Annotated in this window: 28 protein-coding genes and 1 pseudogene; 20 read left to right on the forward strand and 9 right to left on the reverse strand. The window is 40.0% G+C overall.

Annotated elements, in window-relative coordinates; genetic code table 11:
- Positions 1–9: 9 nt before the first annotated feature.
- The 3 genes and pseudogenes from lsrF to motB form a co-directional block, all read left to right on the forward strand.
- Positions 10–792: pseudogene (lsrF, locus tag FIU87_RS18615) on the forward strand (3-hydroxy-5-phosphonooxypentane-2,4-dione thiolase); the annotation flags it as partial.
- 541 nt (positions 793–1,333) lie between these two features.
- Positions 1,334–2,128 (forward strand): flagellar motor stator protein MotA, encoded by a 795-nt coding sequence (gene motA / locus FIU87_RS18620; RefSeq protein WP_152445961.1) that lies wholly within the window; start codon positions 1,334–1,336, stop codon positions 2,126–2,128.
- Positions 2,121–2,915 (forward strand): flagellar motor protein MotB, encoded by a 795-nt coding sequence (gene motB, locus FIU87_RS18625; RefSeq protein WP_152445962.1) that lies wholly within the window; start codon positions 2,121–2,123, stop codon positions 2,913–2,915. The genes motA and motB overlap by 8 nt, the downstream gene beginning before the upstream one ends.
- Before the next feature lie 431 nt (positions 2,916–3,346).
- Here motB and rbsK read toward each other — a convergent pair whose 3' ends face one another.
- Together rbsK and FIU87_RS18635 are read right to left on the reverse strand one after the other, a co-directional pair.
- Positions 3,347–4,252 carry a ribokinase gene (rbsK, locus tag FIU87_RS18630; protein ID WP_152445963.1) on the reverse strand — a complete coding sequence of 302 codons (906 nt, stop codon included), beginning with the start codon at positions 4,250–4,252 and terminating at the stop codon, positions 3,347–3,349.
- A 250-nt stretch (positions 4,253–4,502) separates the two neighbouring features.
- Positions 4,503–4,685, reverse strand: coding sequence for a hypothetical protein (locus FIU87_RS18635; protein WP_152445964.1), 183 nt, complete (start codon positions 4,683–4,685; stop codon positions 4,503–4,505).
- Positions 4,686–4,841: 156 nt separating this feature from the next.
- Between FIU87_RS18635 and FIU87_RS18640 the strand changes: the two genes are divergently transcribed.
- Positions 4,842–6,191, forward strand: coding sequence for a cell wall-binding repeat-containing protein (locus FIU87_RS18640; RefSeq protein WP_172971112.1), 1,350 nt, complete (start codon positions 4,842–4,844; stop codon positions 6,189–6,191).
- A gap of 150 nt (positions 6,192–6,341) precedes the next feature.
- On the opposite strand, the gene FIU87_RS18645 is transcribed toward FIU87_RS18640, so the two are convergent.
- From FIU87_RS18645 to FIU87_RS18655, 3 genes are all read right to left on the reverse strand, one after another.
- On the reverse strand, positions 6,342–6,785 hold the full coding sequence (locus tag FIU87_RS18645; protein WP_152445966.1) for a hypothetical protein: 444 nt from the start codon (positions 6,783–6,785) through the stop codon (positions 6,342–6,344).
- 107 nt (positions 6,786–6,892) lie between these two features.
- The gene (locus FIU87_RS18650) at positions 6,893–7,378 is read right to left on the reverse strand and encodes a hypothetical protein (protein WP_152445967.1); all 486 of its coding nucleotides are present in this window, start codon (positions 7,376–7,378) and stop codon (positions 6,893–6,895) included.
- A gap of 346 nt (positions 7,379–7,724) precedes the next feature.
- Positions 7,725–8,543 carry an Imm26 family immunity protein gene (locus tag FIU87_RS18655; protein WP_152445968.1) on the reverse strand — a complete coding sequence of 273 codons (819 nt, stop codon included), beginning with the start codon at positions 8,541–8,543 and terminating at the stop codon, positions 7,725–7,727.
- A 577-nt stretch (positions 8,544–9,120) separates the two neighbouring features.
- Here FIU87_RS18655 and FIU87_RS18660 point away from each other — a divergent pair.
- From FIU87_RS18660 to FIU87_RS18695, 8 genes are all read left to right on the forward strand, one after another.
- Positions 9,121–9,834 (forward strand): MerR family transcriptional regulator, encoded by a 714-nt coding sequence (locus FIU87_RS18660; protein WP_152445969.1) that lies wholly within the window; start codon positions 9,121–9,123, stop codon positions 9,832–9,834.
- Between the two features lie 280 nt (positions 9,835–10,114).
- Positions 10,115–11,038: a S66 peptidase family protein gene (locus FIU87_RS18665; protein WP_152445970.1), complete on the forward strand. Its 924-nt coding sequence runs from the start codon at positions 10,115–10,117 to the stop codon at positions 11,036–11,038.
- A 148-nt stretch (positions 11,039–11,186) separates the two neighbouring features.
- Positions 11,187–11,387 (forward strand): hypothetical protein, encoded by a 201-nt coding sequence (locus FIU87_RS18670; protein ID WP_152445971.1) that lies wholly within the window; start codon positions 11,187–11,189, stop codon positions 11,385–11,387.
- Between the two features lie 201 nt (positions 11,388–11,588).
- Positions 11,589–12,434, forward strand: coding sequence for a rhomboid family intramembrane serine protease (locus tag FIU87_RS18675; protein WP_152445972.1), 846 nt, complete (start codon positions 11,589–11,591; stop codon positions 12,432–12,434).
- 147 nt (positions 12,435–12,581) lie between these two features.
- A complete protein-coding gene (locus tag FIU87_RS18680) occupies positions 12,582–14,537 on the forward strand; it encodes a cell wall-binding repeat-containing protein (protein ID WP_152445973.1) in 1,956 nt (651 codons plus the stop codon).
- Positions 14,538–14,675: 138 nt separating this feature from the next.
- Positions 14,676–15,140 (forward strand): helix-turn-helix domain-containing protein, encoded by a 465-nt coding sequence (locus FIU87_RS18685; protein ID WP_152446657.1) that lies wholly within the window; start codon positions 14,676–14,678, stop codon positions 15,138–15,140.
- A gap of 214 nt (positions 15,141–15,354) precedes the next feature.
- Positions 15,355–15,663 (forward strand): DUF2651 family protein, encoded by a 309-nt coding sequence (locus FIU87_RS18690; RefSeq protein ID WP_152445974.1) that lies wholly within the window; start codon positions 15,355–15,357, stop codon positions 15,661–15,663.
- A gap of 309 nt (positions 15,664–15,972) precedes the next feature.
- The gene (locus tag FIU87_RS18695) at positions 15,973–16,197 is read left to right on the forward strand and encodes a hypothetical protein (RefSeq protein ID WP_152445975.1); all 225 of its coding nucleotides are present in this window, start codon (positions 15,973–15,975) and stop codon (positions 16,195–16,197) included.
- 47 nt (positions 16,198–16,244) lie between these two features.
- Here the strand turns inward: FIU87_RS18695 and FIU87_RS18700 are convergent, their stop codons facing one another.
- The 3 genes from FIU87_RS18700 to FIU87_RS18710 are packed head-to-tail and all read right to left on the reverse strand — an operon-like array spanning position 16,245 to position 18,026.
- The gene (locus tag FIU87_RS18700; protein WP_152445976.1) at positions 16,245–16,517 is read right to left on the reverse strand and encodes a DUF3986 family protein; all 273 of its coding nucleotides are present in this window, start codon (positions 16,515–16,517) and stop codon (positions 16,245–16,247) included.
- Positions 16,518–16,546: 29 nt separating this feature from the next.
- The gene (locus tag FIU87_RS18705) at positions 16,547–17,122 is read right to left on the reverse strand and encodes a hypothetical protein (protein WP_152445977.1); all 576 of its coding nucleotides are present in this window, start codon (positions 17,120–17,122) and stop codon (positions 16,547–16,549) included.
- 22 nt (positions 17,123–17,144) lie between these two features.
- Complete coding sequence (locus tag FIU87_RS18710; protein ID WP_152445978.1) at positions 17,145–18,026, reverse strand: S8 family serine peptidase; 882 nt, start codon at positions 18,024–18,026, stop codon at positions 17,145–17,147.
- Positions 18,027–18,203: 177 nt separating this feature from the next.
- Here FIU87_RS18710 and FIU87_RS18715 point away from each other — a divergent pair, with 177 nt between their 5' ends.
- From FIU87_RS18715 to FIU87_RS21485, 6 genes are all read left to right on the forward strand, one after another.
- Positions 18,204–18,896, forward strand: coding sequence for a response regulator transcription factor (locus FIU87_RS18715; protein ID WP_172971114.1), 693 nt, complete (start codon positions 18,204–18,206; stop codon positions 18,894–18,896).
- A complete protein-coding gene (locus tag FIU87_RS18720) occupies positions 18,886–20,250 on the forward strand; it encodes a sensor histidine kinase (protein ID WP_152445980.1) in 1,365 nt (454 codons plus the stop codon). Before FIU87_RS18715 ends, FIU87_RS18720 begins: the two co-directional genes overlap by 11 nt.
- 462 nt (positions 20,251–20,712) lie before the next feature.
- The gene (locus FIU87_RS18725; protein WP_152445981.1) at positions 20,713–21,534 is read left to right on the forward strand and encodes a phosphotransferase enzyme family protein; all 822 of its coding nucleotides are present in this window, start codon (positions 20,713–20,715) and stop codon (positions 21,532–21,534) included.
- A gap of 271 nt (positions 21,535–21,805) precedes the next feature.
- The gene (locus FIU87_RS18730) at positions 21,806–22,291 is read left to right on the forward strand and encodes a hypothetical protein (protein WP_152445982.1); all 486 of its coding nucleotides are present in this window, start codon (positions 21,806–21,808) and stop codon (positions 22,289–22,291) included.
- A gap of 156 nt (positions 22,292–22,447) precedes the next feature.
- Positions 22,448–23,095, forward strand: coding sequence for a C40 family peptidase (locus FIU87_RS18735; RefSeq protein WP_152445983.1), 648 nt, complete (start codon positions 22,448–22,450; stop codon positions 23,093–23,095).
- A gap of 367 nt (positions 23,096–23,462) precedes the next feature.
- Positions 23,463–23,672 carry a hypothetical protein gene (locus FIU87_RS21485; protein WP_152445984.1) on the forward strand — a complete coding sequence of 70 codons (210 nt, stop codon included), beginning with the start codon at positions 23,463–23,465 and terminating at the stop codon, positions 23,670–23,672.
- 115 nt (positions 23,673–23,787) lie between these two features.
- On the opposite strand, the gene FIU87_RS18745 is transcribed toward FIU87_RS21485, so the two are convergent.
- Positions 23,788–24,546 carry a transposase gene (locus FIU87_RS18745; protein ID WP_152445985.1) on the reverse strand — a complete coding sequence of 253 codons (759 nt, stop codon included), beginning with the start codon at positions 24,544–24,546 and terminating at the stop codon, positions 23,788–23,790.
- 297 nt (positions 24,547–24,843) lie between these two features.
- On the opposite strand from FIU87_RS18745, the gene FIU87_RS18750 reads away from it, so the two are divergent.
- Together FIU87_RS18750 and FIU87_RS18755 are read left to right on the forward strand one after the other, a co-directional pair.
- On the forward strand, positions 24,844–25,410 hold the full coding sequence (locus FIU87_RS18750) for an MEDS domain-containing protein (RefSeq protein ID WP_152445986.1): 567 nt from the start codon (positions 24,844–24,846) through the stop codon (positions 25,408–25,410).
- 417 nt (positions 25,411–25,827) lie between these two features.
- Complete coding sequence (locus FIU87_RS18755) at positions 25,828–26,727, forward strand: helix-turn-helix domain-containing protein (RefSeq protein ID WP_172971115.1); 900 nt, start codon at positions 25,828–25,830, stop codon at positions 26,725–26,727.
- The last annotated feature ends 9 nt before the right edge of the window (positions 26,728–26,736 follow it).

Genomic DNA, 26,736 nt, shown 5'->3' on the forward strand with positions numbered 1-26,736 from the left:
GAGTGGTGCAAAATGACATGGGGATTCAAAAATCGATTGAATAAAATTTTGCCTGATGGGCGAGCGGTGATGCTAGCCATTGATCACGGCTATTTCCTTGGGCCCATATCTGGCTTAGAACGCCCCGGTGAAACGGTAAAGGATCTTCTCCCCTATACGGATTCACTCTACTTAACACGCGGAACACTTGCATCCTGCATTCCAGAAGACACAGAAAAGCCAATGGTGCTTCGAGTTTCCGGCGGACCAACTGTTTTAAATGACCTTTCAAATGAAACCATCGTGACGAACATGAAGGAAGCCATTCGTCATAATGTTGTGGGCGTTGGCGTTTCTGTGTTTGTCGGCTCGGCATATGAAACGCAAACGATCACAAATCTCGCACATGTCGTTAGCCAGGCGCATGACTACGGGCTACCGGTTCTTGGAATCACCGCGGTTGGCAAGGAATTAGAAAAACGCGATACTCGCTTTTTAGCGTTAGCTTCAAGGGTTACAGCCGAAATGGGTGCCGATATCGTGAAAACCTACTACTGCGAAAACTTCGAGCAAGTAACAAGCAAGTGTCCCGTCCCAATTGTGATCGCGGGCGGTCCGAAGTTCGATACCATTGAGGAAGCCCTGCAAATCACCGCCAACGCCATGAACCAAGGCGCAGCCGGTGTCGACATGGGCCGTAACATTTGGCAATCCCCTCACCCAGAAGCCATGATCCGCGCCATTCATGCCATTGTGAAAGAAGGCTTTAGTGTAAAAGAAGCAGTACAGCTTTACGAGCACTGTGTTGGATAAAACGTGACGCGACTGACCTAAGGGATACGGGTCGCAATCATAACCGTACAGGAAGCAAGCAGCCTGTGCGGTTTTTTGATGTTGGATGCGGGAGCGGTGCGGGGAGATTGGGGGAATTCGGGGGCGGGGTAGCAATATCTCCAAAGGTTTTGGGTTTTGCTCGAAAGGTAATTGATTTATCATCAAAGGTTTACCCGGTAGCATCAAAGATCCGCATCTTACCATCAAAGATTCGCGGCTTACCATCAAAGGTCAGAATCTCCCCCTCCAAAACTACAAACATTTATGAGATGTGCCACCCGCAGATCATTGCCGTTCACCACTAGATTTAAAAAAAACAAAAAAAATACCTATTTTTGTATGTACAACACTATAAACCTCTCCCCTGCTATCCCCCAAAAAACCATCCGTTTACAGGCCAATCCTACGTTATGTGAACCATGAGAACCTTCCCCCCACCCCACTCAAGCTCTTTACATTTTTCAAAATCTGTCGAAATAAAGAGTAGTGTTATAGTTTTGGAGAGATAGGTGAGTGTGAGATGGATAAGACATCGTTGATTGGGTTAATTATTGGGTTTCTTGCTGTTGGGGTTGGGATGTTTATGAAGGGAGTTAGTCCGGTTGCGCTGGTGAATCCTGCTGCATTGTTGATTATTTTGCTCGGGACCGTTGGGGCTGTTGTGATTGCCTTTCCAACCTCTGAAATAAAAAGAGTGCCGAAGCTTTTTGGTGTGTTGTTCAAAGAAAAAAAGCTGACGGACCGCGTGGAATTGATTAAGAACTTTTCCGAAATGGCGCAAGTTGCGAGAAAGGAAGGCTTGCTAGCGCTTGAGGTTTCCTCTCGTGATGTGGAGGATGACTTTTTGAAAAATGGCATTTCCCTCGTCATCGATGGACAGAGTGCTGAATTTATTCGCGATGTTTTGTCAGAGGAAATTGAAGCGATGGAGGATCGACATAAGGCTGGTGCGCTTATTTTCACACAGGCAGGAACATATGCACCAACGCTTGGGGTGTTAGGTGCGGTAATCGGACTTGTCGCTGCCTTGAAATATATGAATGATGTTGATGGATTAGGACTTGCCATTAGTGCGGCATTTGTGGCGACCTTGCTTGGTATCTTTACCGGGTATGTCTTATGGCACCCGTTTGCCAATAAATTAAAAAGAAAATCAAAGCTTGAGGCCGATATTAAATACATGATGATTGAGGGACTTCTCTCCATTCAGCAGGGTGAATCGCCACGAAATATCGAGAGAAAGCTATGTTCTTATTTACCAACGAGTGAGCGCAAGAAAATTTTAGAAGAAAGCGAAGAACCAGCCAATGAGTAAGCGTCGCAAAAAGCACGATCACGACGAACATATTGATGAGAGTTGGCTCATTCCTTATGCTGATTTGCTAACCCTGCTCTTAGCTTTATTCATTGTTCTGTATTCAATGAGCTCGATTGATGCAAAAAAGTTCCAGGCACTTTCGGAAGTATTCAATGATGTTTTTACAAAAGGAACTGGGATTCTCGAATATCCAAGTCCAGTTAACCAGGATGACGCCGTTACGCTGGAGGAAGAGGATCAGCAGGAGGGCAACGAGGAACGAGATCAGGAATATGATCAAGCTGCTGATATGCAGGAGTTAAAGACGATTCAGGAAAAAATAGATACTTATATTGCCGAAAATGACTTGGGTGACATGCTGGAGTCATCGTTATCAGATGAGGGGCTGCTGTTGCTCATCCGTGATAATGTATTGTTCAGCTCCGGTAGCGACCAGGTGAGAAATGAGGACCTTGGAATTGCGAACGAAATTTCTAGATTGCTAGAGATTAATCCTCCACGTAATATCATTATCAGCGGGCACACCGACAACGTGCCGATTGGCAATGCCGATTTTGAATCGAACTGGGAACTAAGCGTCATGCGGGCCATCAACTTTATGAAAATACTGCTCGCAAACGACAACCTTGACCCTCAATGGTTTAGCGCCAAAGGCTTTGGCGAACACCAGCCTGTCGCACCCAACACCACCGAACAAGGCAAAGCCCAAAATCGCCGTGTCGAAATTTTGATCATGCCACGGAAGCAAGGGGACGGTTCTGGTGGGTCACCGCCGGGAAATTAATTGATGAGGTAAAAATAAAGAAAGGAGTTTGAGCAGATGCTCACACTCCTTTTTTTGATTGTGTCGAAAATTATTTTTTTCAGACGTTTACCATTAAAGACTAATTGCTCCCGTCTGATAACCGCCTTTTCCCTCGGAATGACACCAGAAAAGTTAGGTCATAATGCAATCGAACCTAACAAGGAGAAAGGAGTTATGAGGATGGGTAAGTATAGTGACAGCACTTTTGGAGGCACAGGGAAAGTTCCTCTTATCAAAACTGGACCAACCTATGGTCAAGAACGCAGCCGTACCAAAACAGGTAGTTGGACGAAGTAGCGCTCTGATGCAGGTAAGTCCAGAAACGGAGGTGGAAGACATGCGTGAATTCATTAAATGTATCTTACTGATTTTGTCTTACTGGGATTAAACGAAAACCGTCACCGCCGCTCCTATTCAAGATCTGTCAAGTACGGCATCGCTGGTGCGGTGCCGTGTTTGGTGACGGAGAGGGCTGCTGCTTTGTTTGCTTTTACGCAGGCAGCTTCAATCGTACAGCCCTCCGCTAGAAAATGAGCGAAGGCACCGTTGAAGGCATCTCCAGCTCCGGTGGTGTCAACTGCTTTGACCACATGACCTGGAATGAGCTTTCCTTGTTCTTCCCCTTGCTTTAGAAGATAACAGCCTTTTTTGCCAAGCGTAAGGATGACCACCTCTACCCCTTTTGAAAGCAAGATGGCTGCAGCTTCTTGAGCAGTGGTTTCATCTGTAACCTCCACACCGGTTAACAGCCCCGCTTCGGTTTCATTTGGTGTTAGAAAGGTAACTTTTTTGAGTAAATCATCTGAAATGTTTTGGTAAGGTGCAGGGTTTAAAATAACCGGTTTTCCTAATTTTTTTGCTAGATTAATTGTCGAGGTTACGGCTTCAAGAGAGGTTTCTAGCTGTAGCATGATCATATCAGCGTCTAAAAATGCGTCTTCCGCTCTCAACACTTCCTGCTCCGTTATCGTTCCGCAAGCGCCGAGTGACACGACAATCATATTTTCCCCTTCGTCATCTACTGCAATCAAAGCCGCGCCAGTCGACTCCTCTTCTACTTGAGAGATGTACTTAGTTTCTATGCCCTCTTTTGTAAAATTCCGAAGAGCATCCTCTCCAAAAAGATCCTTTCCAACCTTTGTTACCATCGTAACCTTAGCGCCCAAACGTGCCGCAGCAACTGCTTGGTTACTACCTTTTCCACCTGGCCCCATTCGAAACGGCCCACCTAAAACAGTCTCCCCAGCCTTTGGCATATGAGGAGTTCGTGCTGTCAAATCCACGACATAACTACCCACTACAACGATCTTTGCCACACGTATCACCTACCGTCGTTCTTTTATGCTCTTTTCTAAAAGATTGTTGCAATTAAGACTTCTTCCAATGCGAAAAAAATTTGCCACATGTTTAAATTTCCCTCCACAAAAAGAACATGATAGCAACATTGATAACGGGTGTCTTATCTATACTCAGTAGCAACAAAGTTTACGAAAATAGCTTTCTTTTATTATGTGTGTTTTAGGGGAATGAAGCAAGTGAGATGAAAAAACCATCCCCCCAGTTTCCCTATTTACTTTTACTCTTTGATGCCGCGAAAAAACTGTCCCCCATCCACTTCACGATTACCATTATGAGTGACAAAATAAAAAGCTCCCCTATGCTTGTGATGGTCTCCCCCAGTCCCATAACAATCAAAACAACATAGGCAATTAGAAAAAATCCAACAAAAAACAGACCGTATTCTTTCATTTAATCATTCCTTCTGTTGAGTTATCGTATGCTGCATAACGTAATATCAATAATTTTACAGTTTTATAGGTCTATTGTCTTTAGTTTTTTCGAATCAGAGGGATTTTCTCTTTATCTGCTAAAATAAAAATACAACAGATAAAGGAGTGAATGATCATGAAGCTTCCGCAACGTTTACTGTTATTAGTCGTGATAGTGTTTGCTAGCTTGCTGGTAGTTAGAGAGGTTGATGCTGCTGAGAGGATATCAGGAGACAGCCGGTATAGTACGGCGGTAAAAATTTCACATAAAGGCTGGAAGAGTGCCGAGGTTGTCGTACTTGCAAGGGGAAATAGTTTTCCAGATGCACTTGCCGGCGGTCCATTAGCGTACACTCACCATGCACCCATTTTACTGACACCTCAAAACAGCTTACATACTGAAACGAAAAAAGAAATCCAACGATTAGGCGCGAAAAAAGCGATTATTCTTGGAGGAACGGCTGCCATATCAAGTAATGTGGCAACTGAGTTAGAACAGATGGGAATCAAGGTAGACCGAATCGCTGGCAGCAACCGCTACGATACGGCCGCTAAGATTGCACAACAGCTAAAATCCTCGCAGGTTTTCGTGGTAAACGGGAGTAATTTTCCAGATGCTTTGGCTGTTGTCCCGTACGCTGCAAAAAATGGGATTCCGATTTTACTAACCAAATCTACTTCTCTGCCATCTGAAACGAATCAAGCAGTAAAAGGAAAATCTAAAACTACCATTATCGGGGGAACAAGTGCCGTTAGCGATGCGGTAAAAAAGAACCTACCAAACGCATCCCGAATCAGTGGGAAAGATCGCTACGAAACGGCACATCGGGTCATAACGAACCTTCCCATGCCAAACGAAACGATATATGTTGCTACTGGCAAACAGTTTGCAGATGCCTTAGCGGGTTCTGTTTTAGCAGCAAAGCAAGGAGCATCCATTCATCTCACGGATCCAACAAATGTTCCTCACATTGTTCGTCAAACCATTACAACGCAAGGCTACTCTGACATCCTCGTGTTTGGTGGGGAAAGTGCTGTATCTAGCATGGCATTCAACGATCTAACTGCTTTGACACTTGTTGACGGAGACATCTCGAAAGTAAGTAGCAACGAGTGGGAGGTCTTCAAAATCGTCAACAAGGAACGGGAAAAACATAAAGTTGCACCTCTAAGACTCCATGTCTACCTTGGTGAAGTAGCAAGAATCAAATCAAAAGACATGCACGATAACGAATATTTCTCTCACACCTCACCAACCTATGGATCACCGTTTGAGATGATGAAAACATTCGGTATCACCTATAAATCAGCAGGCGAGAATATCGCAGCTGGCCAGACAAGTCCGTCTAGTGTCATGACCGGTTGGATGAACAGCCCTGATCACAAAGCCAACATCCTAAGCACCTCCTTCACCCATATCGGAGTAGGTCACCACAAAGGAAGCAAAGGCTACCAACACTACTGGACACAAATGTTTATACGATAAAAAGAAATTGGGTGGTTCCGTTTTGAGGTACTTGAACCCTTTACGACACCCATTTGACACCCATAGGCAGCTATAAAAAGTAAAAAGACTTGTCGATTGACGAGTCTTTTTGTTTTGTAATGAACTGCCATAGCAAAAACAATGGTTCTACTAAGATTGTTTAATCCAAATTTTCCATTCTTCAATACCTTCTATTTCAATAACCTTCAAATTATCTGTAACCGGGATATTACTTTCCATATAACCTACTTCATATCCATAATCATCATTCGTAATTACCGTTTGAGTGTCACTCATTCCTTCAAATGGTCCATTCATTTGAACTACTTCTTTAGCTTCCCATTGACCATTATTTTTTTGAATCTCAGCAACCCAGACATCCTTATCGTTCATTACCCCTCTAAAGACAAATAAGAATAACTCTTCATTCACTTTATGAGAACCATATACCGTTATTTCTCTATCCACGTTTTCAGCCTCAATCGTTTTCAAAGCATCTTCTGGTAAGTAAACTGTTTTTTTACTAACTTCATCACAACCAACAAGTAAAAATACGAAAGATAAAAGTATTACTAGCACTAAGTGTGGCTTCATTTTTTCACCTCCAAATTTTTATAAAATGCGTATCATATTCTGCTCTTGATATGTATGGATCCCCTTGCTTATTCAACAAGTCTCCCCCGATGGTGTTATAACAATGCCTAACTAACTTCTATATTTAACTCTTGTGCCAAGTAGTAGACGTCATCCTCTAATAGTTTCTTAATTTCAGTGTGAGAAATAGATAGTATATAACCTTTTGAAGAGCCAAAAGGAAATTTTTCATTAACCACAAAGCCTAAAAATGATTTATCCACTTCCCAGATTGTCAGACCTTCACCAATTAAATAACCTTCTTCTTCCTCTCCAATTAAATTCCCATCTAAATCTGTTACAGCAACAGAAATCGCAGAACAATAATGTGGTTGCATACATTGTTCTTTCGATAATTTTGGGCATTCTGGAAAAGACTTAGCACTTACATCAAATCTATTAAAATCTATCTGCAATGTATATGATTGACTTTTAAAAATGTGTTGAAATTGTTCCTCTACCTCGAAAGCTATTTGCTGAACTTCTTGTTCTACTTCCCAAATCTGAACCTTTGTAATATCAGTTAAACTAACTTCTTTAAAAATCTCCTCCAAAAACATCATCCCTCCTTGGAAGGTATAGAATGGATCAAAATGTCTAATAGATCTCAGCAAGAAGGAGCGTTAACCCTTATTCATTTAGCGCTCCATATAATTAAAAGCATTACTCTGCATTCTTCTTTCTCTCTTCAAGAAGCTCTATGATTCTTTTGTTTTGATTTGATTGTTCCTTAAGTAGTCCTATTATTGTGCCTATACCTATAACAACAAAAAATAAAAGAATCAACAACATACATTCATCCCCTTTTAGTACTCTATTACACCATACTACAAACCTTTTGTATTACAGAAAAGCCCCCGATTGTCTAAAAAACTGATATGGTCTAAGAGAAAATAACTGCTATTTGATAATTATATTTTGGGGTCTTTTTATTTTAGGCATAAGTAATTCATCATAGAAATCTTGTTTATAAGCTGAATTCAACGGTTTTAGTCCATAATATACTTCTGCCAATTCACTTAAAATTGCAGATGAAAAAGAGAGTGAACCAATGATACTTTCACCCTGATGCTTTTTAGGAACATCATTTTTAGTAATTTCAACTGGTGTATTACCAATTACTTTCCATTTAAAACTATCAATACAGTTTGCAGTAATATTTAAAACTGAAATTACTGGTGAGGAAGTAATTGTTTCAATCGGAAGGCTTTTATTACCTCTACAATCAAAAAGGGCACAATTAGGGGAATTGTTCGTCTTCCATAAAACTTGACCGAAAGAATACGTACCGTCACTTAAAGGAAACGTAAAAACATCACCAACTTTCCACTTTTGTGGTTTAGGGCGTTTCCAATTTTCTAATATGCTCTTAATCTTGCATATATCTTCAGGGACCAGTTCTTGACGATAGGGTTCTATTGCAAGGTCATTGATAATGAGAGCAACTTGAAGAATTTCCGGCCCTTTTTTTGAACTCGTATGGATAAATATTGAGCCGCTTTCATAATCAGTTTTTACTTTCTTATACAAATCATTTTCTGAATTTTTAAGAACTCCGCGTAGCTTCTTTATAGCTTGTTGGTTTGTTTCTACCCCAAATTCATCTGCTATGCTTTGAGCAATCATAAAGGTTGACATTGTATAATCAGGAAGATGAACTTTAATAAATCCAATATTCACAGATAAATCCTTTATAATATTCTGATTCAATTTATTCACCTACCAACTATTTATAGGAATTTTCCCCTCAAATATATAAATTATATTAATTCTTCCACAATCCTACCCTTATTGGAATAATCGCTATCTTAACCTATCCTTATTTTACCATAGGTTACACTGCCGATTTTACAATTTTTGTATCAATTGACGAATAAAATTGACTAGGTTATTTGATACTGACCTATGCCAATTCCTATGTGAGTCTCAATGTGATTTATTAGAACAGGATCTCAAAACGGAACTTTGGGAATTTCCCTTCTCCCTCAAGCTATTTCAATATACCGCGCGAAAATTGCTTAAATTTCCCGAATGAAATGGAGGCCGCATTAATCCTTTGGTAAAAGTTGATTTGAACAAACGTTTGTTTGGAAAAAGTTTTACTCCCAAAACAATTTAAATTTGACCATTTCCTTTGTATCGCCACCCGCTATAACATCCTCCTCTTTTTATACTCGATAGCTTGTCGACTAATTTCATCTCACGTCTCCCACTGTATCGGTTTCTTTTGAAAATAAGCGATATACCCCTTGCAAAAATAGTCGAAAACCCTCATATTGAAAACAGGAGGTGCGATATGCGAAACGATATACAAGCGAACGAACGTGCATATTCCACAAAGGAAGTGGCCGAAGAAGTAGGAATTGCCACACCCACTGTACGAAAGTATGGCCAAATTTTAGAGCGGAACGGGTATGAGTTTTTAAAGGATGGAGATCGGAGAATATTTGTTGAATCGGATATCAAGGCGCTTGTAGCGTTACGCGATACAGACAAACCACTAGATAGTACGGCAAAAGCTATTGTATCTCAACAAAAAGATAGATTTGAAGAAATGAAGGAAACGGACATAGCGCTACCCGATACGGATGACTTACTTCCACAAGACCCGAATCAATTAAAAGAGGCCTTTAAATACTTAATCAACGAGCTTGCAGCGACTCGTGAAATGAACCTTCAGCTCAAAAACGATATGGCTGTCTTGAAAAACACGCTCGGTCAGCTCCAGCAGGACCACCATGTTATTAGCTCTAGCATTGGAAATTCTTCACAACGAACAAATGCGAAGATCGAAAAACTTTCAGAGCAGCAAAAAAATCAATACGAAACGCTACTAGCTCAGGAACAAGAAAGAGCAGAGCTTCTGCAGGAAGAACTAAAAAAAATTCGGGAAGAGCAAAAGCAAGAATGGGTCTCCCAAAATGATTTCAACAAACGACTCGAAGAAGAACTACATAAGCGAAACGGAAATGGAAGCTGGGGATGGCTAATTTCACTGTTTAAAAAATAAAGGAAGCAGGAGAACCTACCCCTCCGCTTCCTATTTTTTTTGCATATCGTACGGCGATATGACTTGTTTTTACATTCTCTCTGTTTTGGTTTCAGCTTTCAACAAATTTCCCGAGAAATATCCTCCGTATTTCCGACATTCCCGACATAATTTTTAAATATTGGATGATTCTCCACCCCACCTCCACTTCCCACTTCTCAAAAAAAAATCCCCATCATATACATAATAGTAATGTCTGTTCATTTGTATCGTAACGATTTATTTAGGGGGCGGGGATAAGATGGCGATAAAACCACCAATACTTCAGAGGGGCGATACGATTGGCTTGGTTGCTCCGGGCAGCCCTCTGGATGCAACGATTATTGATGCGAGAGTAGAATTTTTGAGGAATATGGGATTCAATGTGATTTTTGGTAAAGGGGTTTATTCCTTTGATGGAATTGTGACGGCTCCAGCACAACAACGTGCGGAAGATATCATGATGATGTTTGAAAATCCGACTGTAAAGCTGATTCTCCCAACTCGAGGGGGCACAGGTGTTCAAACCATTCTTCCCTTTCTTGATTTTAATGTGATAAAAAATAATCCGAAGATCCTCTCCGGATATAGCGACATAACGGTACTGCTGAACAGTCTCTATCAGTTTAGTGATCTCATCACTTTTCATAGCCTCATGCTCATTGATTTTCGTGCGGAAACTCCACCGTACAATTTCAATCAATTTTTTGCAGCGACCTCTACCATGACTGCACCGCGGGTGATACAAAACCCACCAGAAATGCCACTTACAAGTCTTGTGCCAGGGAATGTAACAGGTCCTATCGTGGGTGGGAATTTAACTTCCATAGTAAATACCCTTGGCACGCAATATGAAATCGATACGAAAGGAAAAATTCTATTCTTAGAAGACATTCACGCACCTACAAACATGGTCTTCCGATATTTCACCCAGCTTGAGATGGCGGGCAAATTTAAAGACTGCATCGGGATTGTGATGGGAGAATGCACAACATGCGCAATCTCCTACAACACCCCTTATGCAGATCTAATTAACATCATGCTTGTACCCTTGGGCAAACCCCTCATGACCAACCTCGCCACAGGCCACGGCACATTTAAAGCCACTATCCCCATCGGCTCCTCCGCCCGGCTCGATACTATGAATAACACATTGACCATACTCGAGCCTGCCGTTTCAAGGTAAAACAGGAGGACGGTTCTACCGATTCATACTTTTTACGAAATGTATGAACCAAAAGAACCGTCCTCCGCCCCACTACACTTTATAGAATTCCTGAACCTTATCCAGCACAAAACGATAGGACTTTTTGTGAATGGGTTGGAGAATAAAGATGAAAAAAGTACAGCTGAAGGTAACCAGTAATGAAAAGGTGAAGACCATTTTTATGATGAAGGCGCCTACGAAGTCGTTTGCGAAAGTAAGAATGAGACTAGAAGAAAGAAATACGAGTAACCAGCCGGGTAAAACAATGATAAAAAAATCATTAAAGTACTTTTTTGTGTACCTTGTTGTTTTATTAAACGCTATGTAGATTATGTGTAGATAGAGATACATTAGTACTGCAAACATGATCATTTCCACAAACATAACACCAAAGCCCCCCCTTCCAATCTAATACTATTTTACAAAATAATCCTAAAAATTTGAATCAGTTTTTTTTAGGTATTTTTCCCTATGTCGTTTCCTATTGGTATAATATGTATATGTCTTGATTACAAAAGGAGCCCTACCTATGGGAATTTATAATCCTGAAAAAAACCTAAGAAGTCAGATTTTACGGCACTTTCGTTCACATCCGAAATCAATGGCGCATATCAAAAAAGAATATGACGCAAATGGCTCTATTAATCATGCGTTGGTGAATAGTTTAAAAGAGAAAATTCTGCTTAGCTTAAGAAATCATAAAGTGTGGGATAAATTTGATGATGCCCAAATCGAAAGGTTAATAATGATGGAATTAATTCAACACCTAAAGCGGACTAGCTCTAAACATTCAGGTAAAAGACAGGTAAAAATCGCCTTTCCGAGCAGATTCAGAGCCACAACCTCCCCTGCAACTTTAATGATTGTCATTATGCTAATTTTTTATCTAATCTATCAATTATTCATTCAAGATTTCTCATACACTACAAACACTGTTCAAGCTATTAAAGGCGAGCTAGGCCTTGCTGAGGGGTTTCTTCTGCTGTTATTAAGTATTTTTATCCTCTTCCTAAGCGCACCTCCTCTTGAAAAGCTATACGGCTCAGCAAAATTCGTTGCACTTTTTTTCATTCCTGGCTTTCTTGTTTTTCCGTTCCAACAAGAGACACTCGTGCATGCTTTATCTGGGAGTATATCTGGATTGATGGGAGTTTATGTGGGATTGTTGGTGCAAAAAAATCGGAAAATAGTACAACAGAGAACATGGTGGGTTTCAGGTGCTTTTGCCATTTATTTCGGAGCTCACTATTTCTTGCTTGGAGTGCTGTTTAGCCCCTACCCACTTTTATCAGCAGCACTGATTGGATTCTTACTTTCTCTAATAGTAAAATCAAAATCTTATAGAAAAATAGCGGATATGAAATGGAGGGGTTAATACAGTGAGACGGAACGAATGATCCAGGAGAAACGTCCCCCCCGTCCCAAAAAAAGTAAAGACAAATAAAATAATTGAAACTATAATTAAAATTAGATTGAATTTTTTTACAATTACATAAAGGAAGTTGAGGGGAAAAGAAAAGGGATGAGAAAGTTTTTATCGTTGGTGGTTGTGTTTGTTGTTGGTTTAGGGATTTTTAGCGGTTATCCAAGTAAGGCCGGAGCTGTGAGTGAGTATTACCGCATTTCTGGAATGGATCGAATTTCTACGGCTATAGAAATATCTAAAGCTGGCTGGGAGCAGTCAGATATCGTGATTTTGGCACGTTCAAATAACCCTGCAGACGCTTTAGCTGCTGCAAGTTTGGCTGGGACGTTAGAAGCTCCTATTTTGCTAACTCCTACAGATTCACTTCCGAGTATTGTTTTTCAAGAACTTTATCGCTTGAATGCAAGTGAAGTGATTATCCTTGGTGGAACTGCCGCAATTAGTGGAGACATCGATAAAGCGTTGAAGAAAGAAGGTTATTTTGTAGAACGTGTCTCAGGAAGCAATCGTTTTGAGACGGCTGCAAAAATAAACAAAGTGGCAGGAACAGATAAAAATACACAAGCAATTGTCGTGAACGGCTATACGGTGGCAGATGCTATATCCGCCTCCAGCGCCGCAGCCATTAACGGCATTCCGATTTATCTAGCAACCGATAATAAACTACCAGTTGCGCTGCCAGACAATGTGAAGGAAGTTACCATTTATGGCGGGGAAAAGGTCATTGGTAAATCCGTTTTCAATGATCTCAAAAATAAAGGATTAAATGTGACTCGACTCGCAGGAGCGAATCGTTATCAAACCAACATCATGTCTTTAGATGATAGTTTAAAAGAAAATGTCCTGATTGTCAGAGGGACATCTGTTAGTAAAACGAAAGAGGATTATCCTGATGCTGTAACCGCCTCTGGTCTTGCGAAGATTCTTCAAGCAAACATGATATTAACCAACCCTACAAAGGTTGTCCCAGAAGCAGAAGATCATTTTGCATCTAATCGTTATGTCAATATTATTGTAATTGGTGGAGAGAGCGCTGTTTCTTCTGATGTAGCATGGGAAACCTCTGCCTTTGTTGACACCGACATCCAACAATTTGTGGAAGAGAAAATGATCGATACAGCTATACACCCTACAAAACCAATTGTTTACTATACGAATACACGAAAAGCCGTGAAAGCATTAAACTATGAAACTGGAGAAGTAAGCACCATTACCTTTGATTTGAAGGCAGAAAGCATTTATTTTGCCAATAATAAGCTCTATGTTTCCTTATTAAAAGGCGAGCATAGTAGCTACTGGTGGGAAGAAGATCAGGAGGGTGCCATCGCAGTAATCCATGGCGAAACATTTACTCTCGAGAAACAAATAGACATCAAGTTGGACCCATTCGACATCGTGGTTGACAGCAAAGGTTTTATGTATGTAGCCAGCGGATCCGGACAGCATTCCAACTTAAATAGCTATGATGCCAACGGAAATCTTCTTTCAAGTGATTGGATATACCAACGAACATACATCGAGCTTGCACCAGGTGAGGATAAAATATATGCAGTGGACACGGTAATTTCACCTAGAGATCTAACCGTTTACCACCTTTCGGGAGATGGCATCATTACTGGAAATTCTGATTCTCCTTATCATGGTGACTTTAATTTAGAAACAAAAATTAGAGTATCTGCAGATGGAAATTTCGTGTTTAACAGCTCTGGCCATGTGTTCAAGGCTCCAAGCTTGGAAATTCATGAAGAGCTAAAGTATAACTTCACCGATGTTTTATTTTACGACAATGCCTTCTACCTTGGCCGCAACGGACTGCTACTCGGCCACAGCATAGAAGACTTTGAACATTACGACACCCTGTCCACACACGGAGATGTACAAACACTACTACAAAACAAGAACGACATTGTCATCGTCACCCACTTTTACGAAGATGACTCAACTGTACCTATAACAGGAATTGAGATAAAGAAGAAACAAGGAGACGGCTCTACTGCCCCAAACCTCCAAATTCCTTATGAGTATAACGGAGCTATCACTAACGGATTTTAAGCAATTTAAAGAAAGCGGAGATACTGTTTAAACAGTTCCTCCGCTTTTTTTTACCTGAAAAAAGGAATTACTATTGTAATACCATTCCTAAAAGTGTAAAATTACACATATAAGATAAAAAGGAGCATAATGATTAATATGGATCAAACGGAAGTTATTCATCTCGTATCTAGCAAACTAAAGTTAATTCGCATTGAACATGACTATACGCAGGACAAAATGGCAGAGATTCTAGGTATTTCAAAGAAAACTCTTGTACAAATTGAAAAAGGTCGCAATCCCGCCGGCTGGACATTGACGGTTGCCACCTGCACACTTTTTCGAGAAAGCGAAATCCTCTCCTCCATCCTGGGACCAGACCCTTTAGAAGTCATCGAAACAATCGCACACGAAAAAATTGACCACCCGAAAGATAAAACGATGGGCGGGAAGGTGTGGTGGAAAGACGTGAAAAAGGCAGGAGAATTTCGCCTCCAACAAAACGTCATCAGCCAGCACTATCGCATCCTTGATGACCTTGATTTTCGCTGGTACAGCTCTTTTCAAAAGGAAGACGCCCTTCAACGGCTAACGGAACTCACTACGGACAAGAAAGGAAAATAAACCAATGGAAATAAACATTATCCTCCTCATTGTCGTCCTTTGCCCCGTTTTTCTGGCCGCATGTTACTTGTCTGAAAGGTTGGATCATTAGAGACGGGGGGACAGGTCCCTCGTCCCATGTCTATTCCTCTATTCATGTCTATAACCGCTTACTTTGTTGTGGAGATGGAAGTAAGCAAAGATTCGGTTACCACCAAAAAAGGAGAATGTAAAAATGGAATTATTGGATTCTATCGACCCATTCGTGATGCAATTAGTTATTGTACCATTTATCGTCATTGGTATTGGCGTTTTAGCTTCTGTTTTTGTGAAAAAGTTTTACATTGCGCCACTCGTAACACTGATCCTCAATGCGTTGTATGAAGTTATGTATATGAAAATCTATTTTTCCTCTTCAGATTTCAGCTTCACATCTTGGAATATTATCTTTCCGCTGATTTCACTCATAATTGCTTCGATAATTGCTGACATAAGAAAACAAAAACAAGTTTTTCCAGATAATGTTAAAGGGGAGTTTGGATAATTTCATTCTTAACCATTATTGGAGTGCTTATTGTAGGATTGCTATTGTTATTGGTAGGATTCACAACAAAGAAAGCGTGGGTGCAACTAGTATCTATCATTCCCCTTGCTATTTCAGTGTGGCAACTAATGTTACTGTTTTCAATGGGGATGTAGGGCGAAATTTTTGGGTAGATGGCTCACATTTGGTGGTTTCATGAGAATTTAGCAGCGTTTCTTGGGGATTTGCTCATTTTGAATAGAAATATGAGGGATTTCTGCGAGAACGTTGCGAATCTTCCTTGGCAGTTGTTGACTTTACGAGCTGATTGTGACACTTTTGAAGATTATTGTGACACTTTTCGGAGTTATTGCGACACTTTTCGGGGTTATTGCAACACTTTCCGGAGTTATTGCAACACTTTCCGGAGTTATTGTGACACTTTCTGAAGTTATTGCGACACTTTTTTTAAAGTGGGTGGGTGCCAGTGACCAGACAACGAAACCAAAAGAAGCAGGGGAACCCTCTCCCCTGCTTCTGGTGCGTGACAAGTAACCGTCCCCCACTTTCCGCGGGACGAGGGACCTGTCCCTCCGTCCCACTCAAATCAACTTCTGTTCTTTCAAAAAGGCTTCTAGTAGTTCAGTAGCTTTTTCTTCCGTTAGGTCATTGGTGTTTATGGTGTAGATGCCTACCAATAGGCCAAAATTTTGGACGGAGGGGTAGCTTTGTTCTGTGATGTTCAGTTGGTAGAGGTCGTTTTGAAAGAACATGCACCACATGTCTTTGTTTTTTACTTTGAAAAGGACAGCTTCTAGATCATGGCCGTCTTTATAGTAGCCTGCGTGCATGTGATAACGGTCGTCGAATAGCATTTTTTGCCCACTCCTTTTTATAAAAGGTTTTAGAATACTTCATAATGCTTTTTTAAGTTTGGTGGTACGTGGTAGTGCAAGACATTGGGTCCGCCTGTTTTGATTGGGAAGTAATCTAATCGGAAGACGACGGAACCTGTTTTTCTCAAGCGTACTTGAATGATTCTTCCGCCTCCTCCAGCACCTTCCAATATGTACGTGTTTGGCGCTTTAATTGCTTTATCCACATAAGGTCTTGCTAGAGCCCAGCCTTTCTTCATTCCTTCTCTTCCTACTTTAGAAGTTAACAAACGAATAGCTGCCGCTGCAATGGGTACCCATTGACCTTGAACAGACGTTTCCAAGCTGTCCACATCTTGTTCTGATAGAAGTAGATGTTCCTCAAGTTGATGAAAAACCGGATCCTCCAGTAGAAAATCAAACTCTTCATCATAGTTTTCTAGCGTTACCTCCGAAACATCCACACCTGTTAGTTCTTTTACTTCCTCAAGAGTACCATGTTCAAGCTGTAAATCTTCTTCTTTTTCCAAAGCTAAGGAAATGGATGGGCTAATTGTAGAAAAAATTAGCACAAAGCTTAATAGTAATAGAATACTTTTTTTCATAGGAAAATTCCTCTCTTCTACATTAATTTATAAAGTGGATGGGATTCATAATGATGTATCCCTCCGTTTGCTGGTTTTGATTTTTCATAGCCTCTAACACTTTATCAATCGTAAATTCGTTATTATTTTCAAGATAAAGTGCGAGCACTCCTGCCATGTAGGCAGATGCGATGGACGTGCCGCTACTGACAAAGGAACCACCTGAAAGGGAATAACTGTTGATATATTGACCTGGTAGAAGCACATCCATTTCCTCTCCTAAAGTGGTTCCTTTCCACACTTCACCTTCTTTGTTTAAAGCTCCAACAGCAATAACATTGTCATATTTTGCCGGGTAGGTAATGTCTACGTCTTTCTTTAATCCATAATTGCCAACAGAAGAAACGATGATAATTTGGTGAGAGTTTGCGAGGTCGATCACTTGTTTTAATTCACTAGAATCTTCAAATGTACCAAAAGGCATCAAGATAATATTCACCCTTTGATCGATGGACCACTCGATCGCTTTAATAATCGTGGAAATGTCCCCTTGAAGCTGATGATCTAATGCTTTAACAATATACAACTCCGAATCGGGAGCAACACCTAAGCTTTTTGAGCCAACGATTCCTGCCAAATGAGTACCATGCCCATGATCATCGCGAACATCATTTGAACCATCTATGACATTGATACTCTTTACTACATTGACAGGGATGGAAGAAGAAACACCGGTATCAATTAGTGCTATTTTTACTTTTTTCCCTGTTAAACCATACTTTTGGTGCAGTTTATTAATTTGTAAAAGCTGATAACCCCAGTTTTCGCTATAAAACTTTTCTCTCTCCTGTTTTTCATATAGAAAGTAAAGGCAGAAAACCAATACAAAACAAACAAGAATTGACATGAATTTTAGTAGTTTCATTGATTTCCTACTAACATGTGTGCCTCCATGTCCCTCCCTCCTTTCTCTTTTTTGATTATAAAAAAAGAAAGTAAACAGAAGCTTAACAGAACCTTAAATAATCCTTAAATTGTCAATCCTATTTCTAAATTCATGATAAAATATTGGATAGAAACCCAGAGAACAGAGGAGTACATCATGCAAAAACGGATATACATCGCTGAAGACGATTATGGCATAAATCAATTGCTTTCTATTCATTTGAAAAAGGACGGCTATCAAGTAGAACAGGCTTATAGCGGAGAAGAAGTACTAAAGAAATTGGAAGAAAGGGTCCCCGATTTGTTGATATTGGATTTAATGATGCCTGGTATCGATGGATTACAGGTGATTGAACAGGTGAGGAGGTACTCCAAGGTTCCAATCATGCTACTGACTGCAAGAGGAGAAGATCGCGATAAAGTGGCAGGATTTAAAATTGGGGCGGATGATTATCTAGTCAAACCTTTTAGTATGGTGGAATTGCTATCAAGGGTGCACGCACTCATTCGTCGGTGCACAGATTATGGTACCGCTGAGCAAGAATTTATTCAAAATGGCGACCTTGCCTTTGATACAGTTAATCAGGAGTTTACCGTCAATGGCACCGCTCTTACCTTAAAGCCCAAAGAAACCAAACTCCTTTCTATTTTTATGAACAATATTAACCGGCTCTACACAAAGGCCCAACTATATGAGTTAGTATGGAACACAGACTACCTTGGTGACAGCAACACCATTATGGTGCATATCAGCAGAATTAGAGAACAAATTGAACCAAACCCAAAATCGCCTATCTACATTAAAACAATTAAAGGGCTAGGATATCGGATGGTACAGCATGAAAGCTAACACGTTATTTTCCCTATCCAAAAAGACAAACCTTCCGATAAAAAAACAATTTCTTTTCAACTACACCGTGTTATTTGTCATTCTATTTTTCATAGGCGTTATTACCCTGATTGCGAATACTATCTATGTCGAATCAATGTATGAGGATATCGACGAAGCATTTTTGAAGAAGCTTTATCATGATGGGGAAAAGAAGGGATTGGAAGCAGCGTTTAAAGAGCACGAGCTACCTGACCACGCATATCTTGAATTTTTGAATAAGGATTACAAAATCACACAACAATATAACAGCCCGCATGAGATTGGCCATCAGTATGAATTACGTAAGTTTCTAAAAGAGATCGATCACTACGACACCGATCTCTTCATTCCAGATGACGGTGGGGACTATCTAGTCTTATATCTACCTGTGGAACGTTTTTTCCTTGATGTGTTCTTGTTTACCGTACTATTTTTCCTGATATGTTTAATCATAATTTTGCGCTGGTATGTAAAAAGGACCTCCACCCAGTTTATACAGCCTGTTGAAAAGCTTCTAAGTGGCATAGACTCGATTGCACAAGGGAATTACGATACAAACATCCATTTCCAAGCAAACCAAGAATTAAATGATCTTAAGGAAAACATTAATCGAATGGCTGTTAAAATCGGGGAGGAAATCACGCTAAAGGAGCGTTCCGAACACCTTAGAAAACAGTTGATCTTAGACATTTCTCACGATTTAAAAACACCATTGACCAATATCCAGGGCTATGCGGAGACACTATGGAAATTCCCCTCCCTTACCCATGAAGAACGCCAACAATATTCATCTATCATCATGACCAACAGTACCAAAGCAAACCGGCTCATTCAGGACCTGTTCGACCTCTCTCACCTTGATATGGAAACGAATAAACAACCATTTGAAGAACATAATTTGACGGAATTAGTCAGAGACATTTTCACCTCATTTGTCGACGAGTTAGAGGCAAAAGGCATTCATTATGAAGTAGAGATACCAGACTGCAGGCTAATGATGAAGATGGACATCCACCTTTTCGAAAGAGCCATCACAAACCTTCTTCAAAATTGCATTACTCACGGAGGCAACCACCTTGCTCTCTCGTTAACCAAAGAACGGCATCATGTTGTACTGACCATTGCAGACAAAGGAACGGGCATACCCAAAGAATATCACGACAAAATTTTCGAACCATTTGTCCGAGTCGATGAATCACGCAACACCTACACGGGCGGCACAGGCCTTGGTCTTGCCATAGCCAAAAAAATCATCACCAAACAAAACGGCACCATCACCATTGATCCCAACTACACCCAAGGCTGCCGTTTTGTCATTACACTGGGCGGGTAGGTACGGAGGGAGGTACGGAGGGACAGGTCCCTCGTCCCACTAGGTACGGGTCGCGGGACGCGGGACCTGTCCCCACGTTCCCATTTATATATCCCTTCAGTCTAGTAATCTAGGTCTGCATGCCAAAAATCTTTATAGATTACTATGCTAGAAAACTCCTTCTTCTATTGTTACACCTAGAAATCTTTGGTAAAATATTTTATAGAGATGTAAAGAGAGGGGAATTTATACCGATGTGGAATACCTTGAAATGATTATGTAATTGGATAGAGACAGAAGCACGGTCCTACCTTCTAAGGATACGTCTATTTGTCTATCTAAAATCATTCAAGGGCTACATGGTGTGGACAATTCAATTCCCATTACCAAGCAGATACCGTTGTATATCTGCTTTTTATTATGGAAAAAAATACATCTCTATTGCCACAATCATAGAGTCCCTATACATTGGGGGAATTTTTTATGAGAAACCAGCAAGAAAAAGAAGAACTGCTTGAAGGTGGAAATGTTACAAACGTCTATCGTTCAGGAGCTACTGTCCGTCGTGAACTAAAACCAGAAAGCACAAAAATTCACACATTACTAAAACATCTTGATCACAAAGGCTACAAAAATGCTCCCTCCTTTCAAGGGATAGATGAACAAGGTAGAGAGATATTGTCCTTTATTGAAGGAGAAGCAGGCAACTATCCGTTAAAAAAATTCATGTGGTCAGATGAAGCTTTGGAAGAAATCGCAAGAATGCTCCGCGGCTATCATGATGCTGTGAGTGATTTTCCTATAGATGAAAACTGGCAACCGATTGATAACACACCTCAGCCATTTGAGGTGATATGCCATAATGATTTTGCCATTTATAACATTATTTTTAACCATAAGCTTCCAGTAGGAATTATTGATTTTGATAATGCTGGTCCTGGCCCAAGACTTTGGGATATCGCCTACACGCTTTACACCTGCGTTCCTTTAAGTAGACATTATCATACGGAATCAGGTGAAGCTGTCTTTTATGATCCTTTAAAGGATGCTGACCGTAAAAAACATAGAGTGAAATTGTTTTTTGATGCGTATGGCATCGATGGTTTGGAGAAGGACCTTATAGAAATGGTATTACTCCGATTAGAAGGCCTTTGTAAAACGATGAAAAGGAAAGCTGCAGAAGGTGATATGGCTTTCCAAAAAATGATAGATGAAGGACACTATGACCATTACCAAACTGACATTAAATTTATTCGTGAGCATGGTAAAGCGTGGGTTAAAGGTGTTTTCTTGGACACCCATTAACAATAATGATGGAAACACAAGGTCAGAGTTTTAAACACTGATCTTGCGTTTTTTTAATTTAAAGTTTTTTCAATATACAATGTGAAAATAGTCGAGGAATGTCTAACGCTATTTAACCCTTTCTTAACAACACAAAAATTTCTTTTGAACAAACATTTGTTCAAAAAATACTATTCCAGTCTTTCAATCTATTTCAGCTATATAGAAGGGGGTTCTTCTGGTCTATTATATGGTAAAATATTCATATAATTGCCATTTAGGAGGACATCCTTTGAACAAGCTATTATTATTCACGTTTATTTTGACTCTCTTTCTAACCGGCTGCGACCCTTTTGAAAAAGAAGCAATGGACTTCTATCAAACGACAAAAAGCACCAATCTCACTAGGGAACATGTCCAATCTATTTCCATTCACTCGAACGAAAATGAGATCATGACTGTTTTTGGAAAACCTGACACAACAGAAGAAATTCAGGATCCAAAGTCAACATACCTTATTTACGATGATATAGAATTCGGACTGAAGGAAAGCAAGGTATTTCGATATCACTTCCAAAGAAATCATGAAACTTCAAAAGGGATAGCAATTGGAGACAAAAAAGATAAAGTCATCAGAGAGTATGGTCAACACTACTACGAACGAGTCGAAGGCGGCAATGAAACGGTGGGTTATTTTGATAAAGATAACAGGTTGCAAATAGAGTTTGGCTTTCAAGAGGATAGAGTTGTAACTGTTATTATGGAGGAACTGGAATAACTACAAAAATCCCCCCATATCGTTTTTTCTTCATAGTACTAAATATTACTTTTAGCCTTAAAATTGTTATCCCCCTGTAACCCCTCTAAAATCTCCCTGTCATCTCCACCTGTTAGTATGGGACAGGTCAGATTCTATAGAAACGGGGATGATAGTTTGAAACATTTAGTAGCAGGATTTGCATTAGCCGGAGTGTTGGCGTTTAATCCATTGATCGGTCATGCTGAATTAGGAGATCAAACGCTTGAGCCTGGAATGTGGCATGAAGACGTGAAAGAGTTACAGGAGATTTTAGATGAAAAAGGTTATTTCAAATATAGCGAAACAACTACATACTATGGAGATTATACGACTGATGCTGTGAAAGCATTTCAAGCTGATAAAGATATCGAGGTAACGGGAACTGCCGACGAGGAAACTTTCAAAGCTTTAGGTGTGGAAAGTAACGAGTCCAATATCGTCGAAGTGGCGAAAAAGTATGAGGGCACACCTTACCAGTGGGGTGGCGAAACTCCTGAAGAGGGCTTCGACTGCAGCGGCTACCTAAACTATATTTTCGATGAAGCAGAAAACAAAGATCTTCCACGTACGACAAAAGAAATGTATGAAGAAGGAACAAAAGTAGAGTCACCAGCAGTTGGCGACATCGTATTCTTTGACGTCGAAGGAAACGGCGTGAGCCACGCAGGCGTCTACATCGGCAATGGTGAATTCTACCACGCATCCTCAACAGATGGCGTAAAAGTGAGCGAACTTGACAGTAGCTACTGGAAGGATAAATACATTGGAGCGAAGCGGTTCTAAAGGAACGGTACGGAGGGACAGGTCCCTCGTCCCAGCCCCTTTCTCACTCAATTAAATTACAAGGAAAAGAGACATGTCGTATTGGCATGTTTCTTTTCTTTGAACGGTTTTCTAGAGTAGTTAAAGAATGACTGGTGCTAATTGCGGCACTTTTGAGAGTTATTTAGATGTTATTGCGAAACTCTAAATGATTGCTGTAATAGGTTCCTCTCACTTTTTCCAAACAAACTTTCTTCCTAAAAACCACGGTACTAATACACTTGCAGCAACCCGTTACCCCTTCCCATCGTCCCATATGTTATACTTCTATAGAACGGATGCTAGTACGATGCCTCCGCAACGAGATACCTGATGGAGGTGTTAGAACATGAATAAACGATGGACCCTAGGAAAGATACATGAATTTGTTGAGAAGAATTCAGATTGTAAACTTTTATCCACGGAATACCATGGATTCTCTCAAAAATTATTATTTAAATGCGCTTGTGGCAGCAATTTTGAAAAGACATTCACGAAATTCAAGAATAATCACCAACGCAAGTGTGACGTATGCCAGCCGCCAAAGGCTTCACGATAATTGATTCACTAAAAAGCTCCAGTTGATTCTGGAGCTTTTTTTCATAGTTGGAACAGGAAAAAGGGGCGTGGGGCGTGGGACGTGGGACCTGTCCCCTTGTCTCCTCTTGTCCCCCTCAAACCCGAGCGATCACACTCTTAGAAATTCCAGTCACCCTAGAGAGCTGCCGGATGGACACACCATCTACTTGTTTAACCTTGGCCAACAGAGCATTCCGCTCGCTCCTTTCCATCTGCTGGAGCATGCTGCTACTAACGACTCCTACCTTCCGAAAATATTCCCTGACCTCGTCGTCGGAAAGCGTTACTCTCTCATGAACTTCCAGGCATTGATCATCATTCTCCCTCTCCATAAAATCGGAATACCGCGTTAGCGCCACTTTTCTGTCTGGAGAAAACAAACGCAACCCCTTATCAATATCCACTATCCGCCTCTTTCTCACATACTCATGCACGCTCGTCCACTTGCTATCCCATACGCTTCGGACCAGCCCAGCTTTAAGCGGATTCTGATGAATATACCGTAACGCTGTGACAAAATACTTAGCATCCTCGACACTTTCACTATAGAACCGCCCCTGAAATAAATGACCGCATCTCTTATATTTTGCATTGTACCAATATACATAACTCGAACTAACCCTCTTCATGAAATCCGAAATGCTCTCCTCTGTCTCTTTCACAAGGAGGTGAACATGATTATCCATCAAACAATAACCATACAACTCCACACAGCTTTTCTCTTTGAATTTAGCAAGTGTGCGAAGAAAAACTCTTTTATCCTGCTCATCTTCAAAAATAGTCTGGCGATTCACGCCTCTAAAAACAATATGATAAATTCCTGTGCGGCTCTTCTTACGGGGGTTTCTAGGCAAAAAAACACCACCTCTTTCCTACGAATAAGTACATTTTCAGATTTTGCAAAAAAATGAAAGGGAAAACGATCGATGCAAACAGTGGTCATATGTTCAGGATTTTCAGGAGTAAAATCGAGAGAGTTGATAGGGGTAACAATAAAATGGGTAGGGACAGGAATGGGACGAGGGACCTGTCCCCCCGTCCCAAACCTCCATTTCATGCCTTAAATTAGACACTTGGGATACACACCCCTCCCTTTTTCCAAACTTTTCTACTAAAATAATAGGTAGATAGAAAACGAAGGGGTGATTCACTTGAAAAGTAAAATAAACGATTTGTTTAGCGAGCAGCGGAATATTCATGTTCTTTATTCGTATGAGAATAAAGAGGCATATTTGGAGAAGGTAGTAGATTTTATTCAATCAGGCGTCGCTGCTGAAGAATATGTTATTTTGATTGAGAATCAACGAATTTATCGGATGATTGAACGCAAGTTAAACACAATACTATCGGAAAATCAAATGAAACTAGTCTGTTGGGTAAACAATTTTGATTTCTATTTTTCAAGTGGTAGCTATCATCCTCCTGCTATCTATAACTACTTTGTTAAAACCGTGCAATCATTAGTAGATGACAGGCTCCTTTTCCGGACATGGGCACATGTGGAATGGGCAACGATGGAAGGACCGTTACATATTATTGAAGATTTAGAGCGGATTGTCGATGAAGCGGTCATCCACCTTGAATTTCCATTGGTCTGTGCCTATGAAGATGTCAAAATACCGGAATACCTAAAAAACATCCTATTAGAAACGCACCCATATATATGGATTAAAGATGAATTAGTTGCATCAGAGTCATACCACCCTACTATAAAATGATAAAAAAGAGAGCTTATCAATTTTGATAAGCTCTCTTTCTATAAGGAAAAAAGAAGCTATCCCTCTGTTTTACAAATCAATCTTCAGAAGGTAATGTTGGGTCATCTGGATCATTGGGTAGGTCGTAGTGAGGGGTTGCAGTTTCTTGGAAATTTAACATTTCGGTACTTGTGAAAGATGTAGATGAAAACCCTAGGGAGAGGCAAATTACTGTTATTGCAGAGCAAATATACAAAAATTTTCTCATTTTTAATTCCTCCTAATCAATTTCTACTACTAGTATAATTATAGTATATTTTTATGTAATATGAATTCGACGTGTAGGACCATTATCAGAGAAAGTCTTGTATTTTGCTTCAATTTGTAATAAATTGTGCATAATATATGATATTTGTCTTATTTTTGGGAGGGGACAAAATGATGGACAGTCAGTTGTTAGGGGAAGAGATTAAGAGGTTAAGAAAACAACAGTCATTATCTCAAAAGGAATTATCCGATGGAATTTGCTGCCAAACCACCATTAGCAGTATTGAGAAGGGGCGAGCGTTACCTAGTATCGATATTTTGTATTACATTGCACTAAGATTGAATGTGACCATCGATTATTTTTTTCAAATAAATTATCAAAATAATCAAACTTATATATCTGATACCATTATTAGCATTGAAGAGTTTGTAAAAAAGAAAAAGTACCATGATGTTTATGAGATTACAAAACTTGAAAGAAAGCTTAGAGAAGCGAGAGATCTTGGTAGAATGTTTAATCAATTTGTTGATTGGCATTACTTTAGATCCTCTCAGATAATTGGTTTGATTTCTTGGGAGGAATGCGTTGAACATTTAAAGCAACTGCTTTTGAGTAAAGAGATAAATAAGGTACATTTCCAAGATTTAAGAATTAAAAATGTCATTGCTAATGTATGTGCAGAAAATAGAGATTATAAGGAAGCACAGAAACATTATAATGATATATTGAATACAAATATTAAACTGGAAGCATTTCAACGTTTTAAACTAAAAGTATACTTTAACCTTTCTAAGTTGTATTTTTACGAAAAGTTATATGAACAATCGATTGAGATAGCGGAGAAAGGCATAAAGCTGTCAAAGGAACTAGAGGATATATCAATGTTAGGTAACCTATATCTTCAAGCTTCTCAAAGTATGTTTAAACTAAGAAAATTCAATTCTATTACAATACAAGATTATATAGTAAATGCGAAATTTCTTTTTCAGTTAACGAAAAAACAACAAAGTTTGGAGTTTATCAAAGAGCTAGAAAAGCAGATTTCAGAGTTGGAATGTGCTCAAGTTTAAAAAAGACAA

Source organism: Bacillus sp. THAF10 (assembly GCF_009363695.1).
In the GTDB taxonomy this organism is placed as follows: domain Bacteria; phylum Bacillota; class Bacilli; order Bacillales; family Bacillaceae_I; genus Sutcliffiella_A.

What these genes read in the sequence shown, in the direction of transcription:
- FIU87_RS18710 (WP_152445978.1), bottom strand. Translation starts at nt 18,026, where the DNA reads ATGAAACTACTAAAATTCATGTCAATTCTTGTTTGTTTTGTATTGGTT.
- motB (WP_152445962.1), top strand. Translation starts at nt 2,121, where the DNA reads ATGAGTAAGCGTCGCAAAAAGCACGATCACGACGAACATATTGATGAG.
- FIU87_RS18645 (WP_152445966.1), bottom strand. Translation starts at nt 6,785, where the DNA reads ATGAAGCCACACTTAGTGCTAGTAATACTTTTATCTTTCGTATTTTTA.
- FIU87_RS18635 (WP_152445964.1), bottom strand. Translation starts at nt 4,685, where the DNA reads ATGAAAGAATACGGTCTGTTTTTTGTTGGATTTTTTCTAATTGCCTAT.
- FIU87_RS21485 (WP_152445984.1), top strand. Translation starts at nt 23,463, where the DNA reads ATGAATAAACGATGGACCCTAGGAAAGATACATGAATTTGTTGAGAAG.
- FIU87_RS18700 (WP_152445976.1), bottom strand. Translation starts at nt 16,517, where the DNA reads ATGCTATTCGACGACCGTTATCACATGCACGCAGGCTACTATAAAGAC.
- FIU87_RS18705 (WP_152445977.1), bottom strand. Translation starts at nt 17,122, where the DNA reads ATGAAAAAAAGTATTCTATTACTATTAAGCTTTGTGCTAATTTTTTCT.
- FIU87_RS18690 (WP_152445974.1), top strand. Translation starts at nt 15,355, where the DNA reads ATGGAATTATTGGATTCTATCGACCCATTCGTGATGCAATTAGTTATT.
- FIU87_RS18725 (WP_152445981.1), top strand. Translation starts at nt 20,713, where the DNA reads ATGAGAAACCAGCAAGAAAAAGAAGAACTGCTTGAAGGTGGAAATGTT.
- FIU87_RS18640 (WP_172971112.1), top strand. Translation starts at nt 4,842, where the DNA reads ATGAAGCTTCCGCAACGTTTACTGTTATTAGTCGTGATAGTGTTTGCT.
- FIU87_RS18660 (WP_152445969.1), top strand. Translation starts at nt 9,121, where the DNA reads ATGCGAAACGATATACAAGCGAACGAACGTGCATATTCCACAAAGGAA.
- FIU87_RS18720 (WP_152445980.1), top strand. Translation starts at nt 18,886, where the DNA reads ATGAAAGCTAACACGTTATTTTCCCTATCCAAAAAGACAAACCTTCCG.
- FIU87_RS18670 (WP_152445971.1), top strand. Translation starts at nt 11,187, where the DNA reads ATGAAAAAAGTACAGCTGAAGGTAACCAGTAATGAAAAGGTGAAGACC.
- motA (WP_152445961.1), top strand. Translation starts at nt 1,334, where the DNA reads ATGGATAAGACATCGTTGATTGGGTTAATTATTGGGTTTCTTGCTGTT.
- FIU87_RS18680 (WP_152445973.1), top strand. Translation starts at nt 12,582, where the DNA reads ATGAGAAAGTTTTTATCGTTGGTGGTTGTGTTTGTTGTTGGTTTAGGG.
- FIU87_RS18665 (WP_152445970.1), top strand. Translation starts at nt 10,115, where the DNA reads ATGGCGATAAAACCACCAATACTTCAGAGGGGCGATACGATTGGCTTG.
- FIU87_RS18755 (WP_172971115.1), top strand. Translation starts at nt 25,828, where the DNA reads ATGATGGACAGTCAGTTGTTAGGGGAAGAGATTAAGAGGTTAAGAAAA.
- FIU87_RS18685 (WP_152446657.1), top strand. Translation starts at nt 14,676, where the DNA reads ATGGATCAAACGGAAGTTATTCATCTCGTATCTAGCAAACTAAAGTTA.
- FIU87_RS18715 (WP_172971114.1), top strand. Translation starts at nt 18,204, where the DNA reads ATGCAAAAACGGATATACATCGCTGAAGACGATTATGGCATAAATCAA.
- FIU87_RS18675 (WP_152445972.1), top strand. Translation starts at nt 11,589, where the DNA reads ATGGGAATTTATAATCCTGAAAAAAACCTAAGAAGTCAGATTTTACGG.